This window comes from Dyadobacter frigoris, from assembly GCF_005280585.1.
Lineage (GTDB): Bacteria > Bacteroidota > Bacteroidia > Cytophagales > Spirosomataceae > Dyadobacter > Dyadobacter frigoris.
Genome location: NZ_SZVO01000008.1, coordinates 251,193 through 263,244, shown reverse-complemented (window position 1 = coordinate 263,244; position 12,052 = coordinate 251,193). Strand labels below are relative to the sequence as shown.

The window sequence follows — 12,052 nt, the reverse complement described above, 5'->3', positions numbered from 1 at the left end:
TCGTTAAAGAGATAGTTTCTTTTGAATGAGTGCGTAAAAATCGCCGAAAGTTTCAATTTCTTTGAAATCTTCACCGGTAACTTTAATATTTAAATTCTCCTCAATCAACACAACGAGATCAACATAATCCAGACTATCCAGATCCAATGTCTCTTTCAAACTATTCTCAGGAAGAATAAGATCTCTATCTACCTCAAACTCCTCTGACAAAAAATCCCTGGTATCCTCGATAATATCTCCCAATCCCATTGTAACAAATGTTTCATTCATGAGTACAAAATTAATTTATTCTTTGGTTATAGTTTTCAAATTCGCGTTAATTTTTAACATATAATCTATTATTTCATATAAATTTCACACAGATTATAATTTTTCAGCACATAAAACGTTACCCGCCAGCTTTATAAGTACAAAAATGTTAAAATTTGCTTTGAAACTATGAACCGGTCAGTAATAATAGCAAATGATATTATTCTATGGCAATCGCATAGTTTACCAGTATTCCGGAGCTTTTACCAGAATAAAATAGTCTATGCGTAACTTCTGATTAGATTTTTTTTATTATCAATGTAGAATTAGTACCACCAAAACCAAAAGAATTTGAAAGAAAACAATCAATATTCTGCTCTTTGGTTTGCGAGATAATATTGATTTTAGCAGACTCTTCGTCCGGATTTTCAAAATTGATATTAGGAGCTACAAAGCCTTCCTTCATCATTAAAAGTGAATAAACAATTTCACTGGCACCAGCCATCCAGCATTCATGTCCCGTCATGGATTTGGTTGAACTCACCGGAACTTCACCTCCAAAAACTTCGTAAATCGCTTTTGCCTCACTACTGTCGCCAACCGGTGTTGAGGTTGCATGTGCATTGATATAGTCGATTTCACTAACCGAAGTACCGGCGTTTTTCAAAGCCATTTCCAAAGATCTGACCTGTCCCTGCATACTTGGATTTGAAATATGATCCCCGTTTGAAGAAAAGCCGTACCCTACAACTTCGGCAAGGATCGGAGCTCCGCGCTTGACAGCGGCTTCATACGATTCAAGAATAACCGTTGCTGCTCCACCGCTTGGAACCAGTCCGTCTCTGTCACGGTCAAATGGTCTGGATGCTTTTGCAGGATCAGACTCGTGAACAGAAAAAGTGCCTAAACCATCAAAACTGCACATAGCTGCCATGTTGATTTCCTGGGCACCGCCACAAATAATTCTATCCTGCAATCCCTGTTTGATCATAATATATCCCATCCCGATCGAATGAGAACCGGAAGCACAGGCTGCGCTTAATGTAAAATTGATCCCTTTCAGCTTGAAAATAGTCGAAAGATTCATATTCACTGTGCTATTCATATTCTGAAAAATAGCACCGCTTCCGATTAGTGTCGTATCAAATTTTTCTCTGGCTTTGTCAAAAGCTTCTACAATAGAAGCGGCCGTGCTGTCATTTCCAAAAATTATTCCGGTTTCTGTCGTTTCAAGAAAATCAATATCAAGACCAGACATTTCTATCGCTTCCTTTGTTGACATATAGGCATACATAGCGGGCTGGTGCATGCCCAAACGCTGTCTTCTTGACAAAAAAGGTTTCAAATCGGGCTCTTTTACAAAACCGGTAAGCGCAGAACGGAATCCAAAATCTTTTCTGGGCTGATCAAAAATAATACCACTTTTTCCGGCATATAATGACTTGGTAACCTCTCCGAGATTTTCTCCCAGACAAGAATAAATGCCAATTCCGGTGATAACGACTCTATGGTTCATTATGAATAAATTCCTCCGTTGATATTAATTACTTCTCCTGTAATATAAGAAGCTTTTTCCGATGCCAAAAAACTTACGAGGTGCGCAACCTCTTCCGCTTTCCCAAAACGATTCATCGGGATCATTTGTTTCAATTCATCCTCGTTAAGATCTTTGGTCATATCGCTGGTGATAAAACCGGGAGCCACTGCATTAACTGTTATTTTTCTTTTGGCAACTTCCTGAGCCAAAGCTTTTGTTGAAGCGATCATGGCACCTTTTGCCGCTGAATAATTGGTTTGTCCGGCAACGCCCTTCAATCCCGATACCGATGCGATATTAACAATCCGCCCGGTTCTTTTACGAAGCATTTGCTGGATTACATTCTGTGTCACATTGAAAAGTCCTTTGGTTGAAGTATTTAGCACATCATCCCAATCCTTTTCGGGCATCCACATAAATAATCCGTCGCGCGTGATACCCGCATTATTAACCAGAACACTAATAAAATTATCGGGATTTGCTTCTTTCCAACCATTCAAGGCTTCATCTACTTCGGTTTTGGTTTGCACATTAAACTGTAAAAGTTCGCCGTTTCCGCCATTTGCCTTTATTTCTGTGAGCGTTTCCTCGGCTGCTTCCTGGTTTGTTGAATAATTGACCAGTATAAAAAGTCCATGATCCTTAGCCAATTGCACCGCTATCGCTCTTCCCAATCCTCTGGATGCTCCTGTTACAAGTGCGCAATTCATATCGTAAACGGGGTTTCCTTAATTAATTGATATACATCAGCGATGCTTTCCGCCGGCGGAACATCTTCTTTGATAAATGAAGCTTTCGTCCGAATTTGTGCATAAATAGCTTTTGTTTTTGCTGATAATCTTTCCTTTTCTTCCGGTTCCAGCAAGTCAATGGCCTGACAAATGGCCATAATATGGATTGACATCACCTGATAAGAATTTTCCAGAACCTGTTTCGCAAGAACGGCACTATTTGTACCCATGCTCACAATGTCCTGATTATCATTATTATTTGGAATGCTATGGATATAAACCGAAGTCGACAGAGCCTGGCTTTCAGCCGTTGTGGATGTAGCGGTAAACTGAATTCCCTGGAACCCGAAATTTAATCCCCAGGTTCCTGCATTCAGGAAAGGCGGGAATTTACCGTTCAGCTTACTATTCATCAAAAAGTTAAGCTGGCGTTCCATCAGCATGGAAAGTTTTGTCAGTACAATTTTGACCTTATCCATTTCCAGCGAAATATAATCTCCGTGGAAATTACCGCCATGGAAAACATTATTTTCATCCGGTCTTACAATCGGATTATCATTTGTAGAATTCAATTCATTTTCAATAACTTCCTGTGCATAATTGATCGTATCAACAATGGGCCCGATAATTTGCGGTACGCAACGGATTGAATAATATTCCTGAATTTTCCTTTCAAATTCTCTCGTCTGAAGCGCAGTATCGTCCTTAAACAATTCCTCACGATTACGGATCATTTCACTTCCTGCAAGGAAATCACGCATCTGTGCAGCAACATATTGCTGGCCTTTGTGATGTTTTACAGCATTTAATTCCTTTGAAAAAGAATCATCAAAAGCTTCCATAATCTCATTCAGCATCGATGATGCCGCGATAGACCACTGAACAAGTCGCTGGGCATAAATCAAATTAACAGCTGCAATTCCCGTCATGCAGGACGTTCCGTTAATCAATCCCAAGCCATCACGAAGTTCCATTTTCAAAGGTGCGATACCATGTTTTGCCAAAACATCTGCCGTTTTCTGACGGACGCCATTTTCATAAACATACCCTTCACCAATAAGATTTAACCCCAAATGCGAAAGCTGAACAAGATCACCGCTGGCACCAACGCTGCCGTGTTCAAAAATTTCAGGAACAATTCCCTTATTTAAAAATAGAACTAATTGCTGAATGACACCAGTGCTGATTCCAGAATTTCCCTGTAAAAATGAATTCAGACGGGCAACCATCACACTGCGCGCATATGTTTCATCCAGCGGTTTGCCAATTCCACTGGAATGGCTGCGGATGAGATTATACTGCAGATGATTTAATTTATCCGTGTCAATCCGGTACTGCGCCATAGGCCCAAAACCGGTATTGATACCGTATATGATTTTATCTTTTGAAAATTCAGTTAAGAAATCGAATGACTTTGAAACGTTGTTGAGTGCGTCTTCAGCTAGTAAAAATTCTTTCTTATCAATGGCATATTGCTCGATCTGAGCTAATGAAATACTATTCATTTATAGTTACTGTAATTAAAACCCATGTAAAATAAATCTTTTTTTATGGCTTTGACAAGAAACGCAATTTACCGGCAAGGACATCAATATTTTGTCAGGACACGTACATTTGTATAAATTTACCCCAAACTCACGTTCAAATCCATGATTGGAGATTTATTACTTAGGCTAAATACCCTCCTTTCCCGCCATAAAACCGCTTTCTTTCTCTCGCTGCTCTTCATCATTGCCATTCTTGGTTTTGGAATATCACGGTTAAAGATCACCGAAAGTATTTTTTCAACCTTACCAAAAGGCAAAACATTTGAAGAATTCAACAGGCTGGTTGAAAATAAAAGCATCATTAATCAGATTGTTTTTTCTATCAATATAAAGGAAGAAACCGATACCGAAGATGCCAAAACGTTGGCGGAGAATTTTGCCGGCGCTCTCGAAAAAAATACAAAAGGATATATCAAAAACATTCAGGCAGTGCGGCCAAACATTCAGCAGGATGTTTATGAATATACTTTTGGACGATTTGCTGAACTGATCGATTCTTCATATTATCAGCATATTGCTAATAAAACAAATACAGATTCCATAAGAATTTCTGTTTCAAATTCTTACAAACAACTGTTAGCTCCCGGCGGAACATTTCTTCGTCAGTTTATATTGAATGACCCGCTGGGAATTTCAGGTAAATATTTCAGCGACTTAAATGCTATCAATAATTCAAACGGCATGACGGTTGATGACGGTTTGATGTTTTCCAAAGACCGAAAGCAGATCATCGTTATGGCCGGTACAAATTACGATTCCGGAAATTCTGCCAAAAACATTGAATTATATAACCGTGTTGAAGATTTTAAAGCCAGTTGGAGCAAACAACATCCTGATAATCAGTTCTCCTATTTTGGCACTTTTGAAATTGCAGCACAAAATGCAATACAGGTAAAACATGATTCCTACACGACGATGATCATCGCTTTATCGGCGATTCTTCTCATTATGATCTTGTATTACCGGAAAGTTTTGATTCCGTTTTATATCGTATTGCCGGCTATTTTTGGTGGTGTTTTCGCATTAGGGATTATCGGTTTTTTCAGACCGGAAATTTCCGGAATTTCCTTGGCAACAGGCGCAGTTTTGTTCGGTATCTTACTCGATTATTCCTTCCATTTTTTTACACATCTCCGGCATACCGGATCGGTAAAAATTGCTGTCAAGGAAGTTAGTGAGCCGCTTTTGACAGGAAGTTTGACAACAATTCTGGCTTTCAGCGCACTTCACTTTGCCAATTCTGTCGTTTTGCAGGACTTTGGATTATTTGCTTCTTTAAGTTTATCAGGCGCAGCATTTTTTACTTTAATGGGCTTGCCGGTTATTTTACAGGCTTTTAATTTTGATTACAAAAATATTCCGGGGGAAATCAAGTTTTTCAACTTTCCGAAAATTCCGGTAAAATTCCGTTCGGCCATTCTGTTTTTAGTAGCAATTCTGACTGTTGTTTTTCTCTACTTTTCTCAGTTTACAGAATTTGACAACAGCTTCGAAAACCTGAGTATTCATAGTGCCGATCTTAAAGAAAAAGAACAGTTGCTCACCGGAATAAATCCCGAAAATGAGAAAAGAATTTATGTTTTTTCAATGGATAAAAACAAAGAAAAAGCGGAAGAATTGAATTACCAGGTTTTTCAAAAACTGACGGCACTTAAAGCAAATAAAAAAATCAACGGTTTCGTTTCGTCGGGCTCATTTCTTATTCCGGAAAAACTAAAAAAAGAAAGAAAAGAACGCTGGCTTAACTTCTGGAATACTGATAAAAAAGCGCGGACTTTTTCAATAATGGATCAATCCGCTTCTCAAAACGGATTTAACGACACTGCTTTTGATAATTTCAAAACATGGATTTCAGGAGAAAATGAAAATCCGGTTGACGAAAAAGAATTGTTTTCTGAATTGGGGTTAAACAATCTGATTGAAAGCAATCCCGGAAAAACGACGCTAATTACTACAATTGTAGCTAAACAGGATCAATTATCGGCCGTAAAAACTGAATTAAGAAAAATCAGCGGTGTTGAAATTTTTGATCGGGGCGAACTGGCAGCGGAACTTCTGACGATGGTAAAAGATGATTTCAATTACATTCTGATCATTTCTGCCTCCATTGTTTTTCTGACTTTGTTAATTGTATACGGCCGGTTTGAATTGACTTTTTTGTCATTTATTCCCATGGTAATCAGCTGGATATGGATTTTAGGAATTGCCGCTTTATTGGGAATAAAATTCAATTTTGTCAATGTTGTCATAACCACATTCATCTTCGGACTTGGTGACGATTTCAGCATTTTTGTAACAGAAGGACTTTTAAGTAAATATAAATATGGAAAAGATACACTCCGCTCCTACCAGTCCGCGATTGTACTTTCTGCTTGCACAACCATTGTCGGAACAGGCGTTTTAATTTTCGCAGAACATCCCGCCATTCATTCGATTGCGCTGATAAGCGTTTTAGGTATTGTTTGCATTCTTTTTGTGTCCTTCATTGTTCAGCCTGTTGTATTTAATTTCTTTGTTGAAAACCGTATCAAACGTAAAAAAGCGCCGGTAACGTTGCTTCCTTTTATTCTTAGCATCAGCAGTTTCACCTATTTTCTTTCAGGCTGTCTTTTTCTTCATTCCAAACTGGTACTTATCATTCTTCTGCCAATTTCAAAAATCAGAAAAAAACAGATGATCAATAATTCCCTGGCATTTTTCGCTAAAAGTGTCATCTATTCTGGGCCGCATGTGAAGAAAAATTTTTCTGGTACTGAGAACATGAACATCTCAAAACCAGTCATTTACATAGCAAATCATACTTCTTTCCTTGATATTTTGCTTGCCATTATGATCAATCCGAAAATTGTTATGATGGTGAAAGGCTGGGTTTATAATTCGCCGTTTTTTGGGCCGATAATTCGTTTTGCAGGTTATATTTATACAGAAGCAGGCCCGGAAGAAAACATTGCCCGAATGAAAAAACTGATCGAAGAAGGTTATTCGATTCTTGTTTTCCCGGAGGGAACGCGTTCCGAAGATGGGAAAATTGGCCGCTTTCACAAAGGCGCATTTCACCTTGCCCAGGAATTAAACCTTGACATTCAACCTATATTAATACACGGTGCTTCTGATGTTTTGCCAAAAGGCGATTTCCTGATCCGTCCCGGTGCATTGAATGTGCGGGTTTTGCCAAGACTAAGTTATAATGACCCGAAATGGGGAGAAAGTCTTCGCGATAAAACAAAAAATATCTCGGCGCATTTCAAATCAGAATTTGAGTTGTATAAGGATGAAATGGAAGATACTACCTATCTCAAACCGAAAATATTCACAAATTACGTTTTCAAAGGGCCGGTTCTTGAATGGTATTTCAAAACAAAATGGAATCTGGAAGCGAAAAATTATACGTATTACAACGAATTAGTCGGAGATCGGAAAAACATTCTGGATATTGGATGCGGCTACGGTTATCTTTCATTTTATCTTCATTATAAAAATGAAAACAGAGTAATTACAGGAATCGATTATGATGAAGACAAGATCTTAATTGCTCAAAATAGTTATAACAAAACCACCAATCTGCAATTCCGGTATGAAGATATTATGGCCACCGATATGGCAAATCAGGATATAATATTTTTAAATGATATACTTCATTATCTTTCAGAAGAAAAACAGCAGATAATCCTTGACCGATGTGCAAGAGCCCTTAATCCGGGTGGAATTTTGTTCATCCGAGACGGCATTACAGACCTGAAAGAGAAACACAAAAATACAGAACGCACAGAAGCATTGTCGACCGGGTTATTTTCATTTAATAAAAAAGATAGCGAATTTCATTTTTTCTCCTCCTCCGATATAAAAACATTTGCCGAAAAAAATCAACTGGATTTTGAAATGCAGGAGCACTCAAAAAATACATCCAACGTATTGATCATTCTAAGAAAACAAGCGCTGACTTATGTCGCGGAATAAGTTTTGAGAAGTTGAATTAGGATTCACTACCAATAACCGTTCAATCAAAAAAAGAGAAAATAACAAAATATTTATAAATCTTGTCGGGTTTTCCGGCCGGATAATAAATTTGAAACAATCAGTTACATGCAGCAGGAGTCTGAAAAGGAGTATGATTTTGTAATCGTTGGCAGTGGTTTGGGAGGATTGGTGTGTGCATATATTCTGGCTTCGGAAGGCCACAGCGTGATTGTTCTTGAAAAAAACCACCAGATTGGTGGCCTTCTTCAGGTATATAGCCGTGATAAAACCATTTTTGATACAGGCGTACATTATGTGGGAAGCTTGGATAAGGGAGAAAATCTTTATCAGTTTTTCAAATATTTTGGCATTCTGGATAAAATGAAGCTCAAACGAATGGACGAAGAAAAGTTTGATGTCATTCGTTTTGATGATGGGTCAGAATATTTTTATGGACAGGGATATGATCAGTTCAAGAAAAATATGATTGGATATTTCCCTGACGAAAAAGATGTAATTGAAACGTATTGTACCAAAATAAAAGAGACATGCGGCAAATTTCCGCTATATAATCTGACGGTTACAGGACCAAGTTATCAGATGGATAGCGATATGATGGAGCTCAATGCCTATGATTATATTGCTTCGCTGACTACAAATGAAAGACTGAGAAATGTACTGGCCGGTACAAATCTGCTCTATGCCGGCGTAAAGGAAATGACCCCATTTTACGTTCACGCACTTATTTTAAATAGTTATTTATCAGGATCTTACAAATTCATAAACGGTGGCTCTCAAATTGCTATTCAACTCAGCCGGGGGATAAGAAATTTTGGTGGTGAAATTTTAAAAAGGAAAAAGGTAGTCGGTGCACAGTATAATGATGCGGGACAAATTACCAGCGTTGTTACTGAAAACGGCGAAATTTTTAGAGGTAAAGAATTTATTTCAAATATACATCCAGCCGTAACCATTGATATTTTTGGAGAAAACCGGTTTTTACCCGTTTACCGAAACCGTATTCGGTCACTTAGAAATAGTATTTCAACCTTCATTGTACACCTTACTTTTCAGGAAAATTCTGTTGAATACCTGAATTACAATATTTATCAGCATCATAATGAAGATGTTTGGGGAGGTGTCGAGTACGATCAGGAAACATGGCCGCAGACTTATTTTGTTTGCACGCCCTTCATTTCTAAAAATGAAAAATACGCAGAATCCATGTCCATCATGACTTACATGAAAAGTGAGGAAATCGAGGAGTGGAGCCATACTTTGCGAACCGTGTCTGAACCCGGAGAACGTGAAGCGTCCTATCTCAGATTTAAAAAACACAAAGAAGAACAGGTCATGGTGCGGGTTAAAAAACTTTTCCCGGGCATTGAAGATAAAATCCGATCCGTTCATAGTACGTCTCCGCTAACTTTCAGGGACTATATTGGTAATAAAGACGGGTCTTTATATGGTGTTTTACAAAATTCTTCTTCACCCACCAGAACTCAGATTAATACAAAAACAAGAATTCCGAATTTGCATTTAACCGGACAAAATATTGCCATGCACGGCATATTAGGTGTTACCGCCAGTGCGTTTGTGACCTGCTTTTCATTTGTAGATAAAGATAAACTTATTCAAAAAGTCAAAGATGCCTAATCATGCCAAAGTTGATGTGGTGGTTATCGGTGCCGGACCTGCCGGAACCGTTGCTGCATCCTATTTAAAAAAACAGGGATATGATGTTACTATTTTAGAAAAAGAAAAGTTTCCACGTTTCCAGATCGGCGAAAGCCTTCTTCCCTGCTGCATGGAACACCTGGATGAATCAGGACTTTTGGAAGCGGTTATTCCAAAAAATTTCCAGAAAAAAACCGGAGCAGCATTTATGCGTGGCGAAAATCGCTGTGAATTTTTCTTTTCTGAACAATTTACAAAAGGCTGGACATGGACATGGCAGGTAAAGCGTGCTGATTTTGACTTGACACTCGCCGAAGCTACCCGTGCGAAGGGTGTAGCTGTTAATTTCGAATGCGAAGTTTTAAACGTCACTTGCAGCAAAGACAAACAAATTGTTGACTATAAAGACATTGATGGAAATAAATTTACGATTGAAGCAAAATTCATAATTGATTCCAGCGGTTATGGGCGCGTTTTGCCACGATTATTTGATCTTAGCAAACCGTCCGCATTCTCGCCTCGTGGTGCTATTTTCGCCCACTTGGAAGATAAAAACCGGACAGAAAAGGCTAGTAATAATATTTTTGTGCACTCTTTCGACGATAATAAATCCTGGATCTGGGCGATTCCATTTTCTGATGGCTCTACTTCCGTCGGTGTGGTTGGGAATCGTGAGAAAATTGAAGAGATGGCCGAAAATGGCGGGGAAAAATATAAAAATTTCATCCGTGAATTTGAGGATTTAAAAGGCCGTTTTAAATCCTCAAAGTTAAAATGGGAACCTAAACATATCCTTGGTTATTCGGTTGGGGTGAAACAGATGTACGGTGAAGGTTTCGTATTATCCGGAAACAGCACAGAATTTCTTGACCCGATTTTTTCATCCGGCGTTACGTTCGCTACGGCGTCAGGATTACTTTCTGCTAAAATGACCCACAAACATTTGCAGGGAGAAACAGTGGACTGGAAAAAAGAATATGAAGATGTAGTTCAGGGAGGAATCAACGTTTTCAGAAGCTACGTAAGCGGCTGGTACACAGGAGACTTCCAAACGATTGTTTTTGCACAACAGATAAATGAAGAAATAAAAAACCAGATATGCTCTGTTTTAGCAGGTTACGTATGGGATCAGTCTAATCCTTTTGTAAAAAAACATGACACCATTTTGTCGACGCTTGCGAAAGTTATCAAGATGAAAGAAAGCCCCAAGGCGGATTTGTAATGGTATAACTTAAATGCTCCTGACCTCAACTATATTTTGTCAGGAGCATTTTAGTTTCCAACTATCGCAGGCCTGACATCAGGATAAATCCATGCTGAATTCCCTTGTGATGGTTATAAACAAGGATTTTCTCTGACTTCCTTTTTACTACTTTCGTTAGCAAAGTCTCGTCCGGCATTTTCTTTCCGGTCAAAATATGAACGCCCATCCAGACCGCAAAAGCAGTAGCGGTTGGAAACTCTCCTACCAGGTTTTTATAGTTATAAACTACACTTTCAGAAAATAGGTTTTCGTGCAGCCAATTATACCAATGATCACTTCGACTATCGCCGCTGTAACCTAAAATCAGTGTATCAATTTCTGAAAGTTCAATATTATTTTTGCTTAAAAAATAAATCAGCTTTTCTTTTACCTTGTCTTTATCGGCATAGCTAATCTGCTCAACGTCAACAATTTCAACCAGTGAATCAACCGATTTTTGAGCTTCAACAACAACCATTACAGCCGCTTCACCGCAAACAGTTCCCGGTGTAGCTGAGTTCAGCAGTGTTTCGGATGTCGTTTCCTCCTTTTTCCAGGAACCGGCAAGCATGTCGATATTATAATTGTAATCCGAAATTTCCTCTATACTTCCCAATAGCAAAGACTCCGCTTTTCCTTCATCGAAAAGTAAAAATGCATCCATTAAAGCACCTTCAAAAGCCAGACCTTTATTAACATGTGTGGCATTGTAACCAGTATTTTTGCTCATCAATGCCAGATTTCCGGCAACCGCATTGGGAGTGCTCTGGACAAAATTGGTGGGTGTTAAAGTCCCTTCGTTGTAATCAACGATCTGATTCAGAAATTTAAGACAATCTTCCAAACCGCCGTTTGCTGTTCCAAGTATGATGCCATCAAGTTCCGCATTTTTCTGTATCAGTGGAAGTCCAGCCCCCACGCCCATCCGAACCGCCTTTCCCATTCTTCTGAGTAAACCGGCGGGTATTAAATTTCCATAACCTGGCTCCAAAGCCGTATATCTGTTTCCTGTATTTACTCTCAGCTCAATTTCAAAGAAAGCATCGTCATATGTTTGCTGAGCTGAAATACAGGATAAATCTTTTATAAACATGTTCTGTTTTTCACTAAA

8 protein-coding genes are annotated in these 12,052 nt (G+C 38.6%); 3 read left to right on the top strand and 5 right to left on the bottom strand.

Annotated features, from left to right (window positions below):
- Positions 1-3: 3 nt before the first annotated feature.
- The 4 genes from FDK13_RS18340 to flxA all read right to left on the bottom strand — a co-directional run bounded on the left by FDK13_RS18340 (position 4) and on the right by flxA (position 4,022).
- Positions 4-270: a phosphopantetheine-binding protein gene (locus FDK13_RS18340; RefSeq protein ID WP_229216096.1), complete on the bottom strand. Its 267-nt coding sequence runs from the start codon at positions 268-270 to the stop codon at positions 4-6.
- A gap of 277 nt (positions 271-547) precedes the next feature.
- Complete coding sequence (locus FDK13_RS18335) at positions 548-1,765, bottom strand: beta-ketoacyl-[acyl-carrier-protein] synthase family protein (RefSeq protein WP_137341467.1); 1,218 nt, start codon at positions 1,763-1,765, stop codon at positions 548-550.
- On the bottom strand, positions 1,765-2,496 hold the full coding sequence (gene flxB / locus FDK13_RS18330; RefSeq protein WP_137341466.1) for a flexirubin biosynthesis SDR family reductase FlxB: 732 nt from the start codon (positions 2,494-2,496) through the stop codon (positions 1,765-1,767). Before flxB ends, FDK13_RS18335 begins: the two co-directional genes overlap by 1 nt.
- On the bottom strand, positions 2,493-4,022 hold the full coding sequence (flxA, locus tag FDK13_RS18325) for a flexirubin biosynthesis tyrosine ammonia-lyase FlxA (protein WP_137341465.1): 1,530 nt from the start codon (positions 4,020-4,022) through the stop codon (positions 2,493-2,495). Before flxA ends, flxB begins: the two co-directional genes overlap by 4 nt.
- Before the next feature lie 144 nt (positions 4,023-4,166).
- Here flxA and FDK13_RS18320 point away from each other — a divergent pair, with 144 nt between their 5' ends.
- From FDK13_RS18320 to FDK13_RS18310, 3 genes are all read left to right on the top strand, one after another.
- Positions 4,167-8,021: a trifunctional MMPL family transporter/lysophospholipid acyltransferase/class I SAM-dependent methyltransferase gene (locus tag FDK13_RS18320; protein WP_137341464.1), complete on the top strand. Its 3,855-nt coding sequence runs from the start codon at positions 4,167-4,169 to the stop codon at positions 8,019-8,021.
- 126 nt (positions 8,022-8,147) lie between these two features.
- Positions 8,148-9,677 carry a phytoene desaturase family protein gene (locus tag FDK13_RS18315; protein ID WP_137341463.1) on the top strand — a complete coding sequence of 510 codons (1,530 nt, stop codon included), beginning with the start codon at positions 8,148-8,150 and terminating at the stop codon, positions 9,675-9,677.
- On the top strand, positions 9,670-10,920 hold the full coding sequence (locus FDK13_RS18310; RefSeq protein ID WP_137341462.1) for an NAD(P)/FAD-dependent oxidoreductase: 1,251 nt from the start codon (positions 9,670-9,672) through the stop codon (positions 10,918-10,920). Before FDK13_RS18315 ends, FDK13_RS18310 begins: the two co-directional genes overlap by 8 nt.
- A 61-nt stretch (positions 10,921-10,981) precedes the next feature.
- Here the strand turns inward: FDK13_RS18310 and FDK13_RS18305 are convergent, their stop codons facing one another.
- A complete protein-coding gene (locus tag FDK13_RS18305) occupies positions 10,982-12,034 on the bottom strand; it encodes a beta-ketoacyl synthase chain length factor (RefSeq protein WP_137341461.1) in 1,053 nt (350 codons plus the stop codon).
- Positions 12,035-12,052 lie beyond the last annotated feature (18 nt).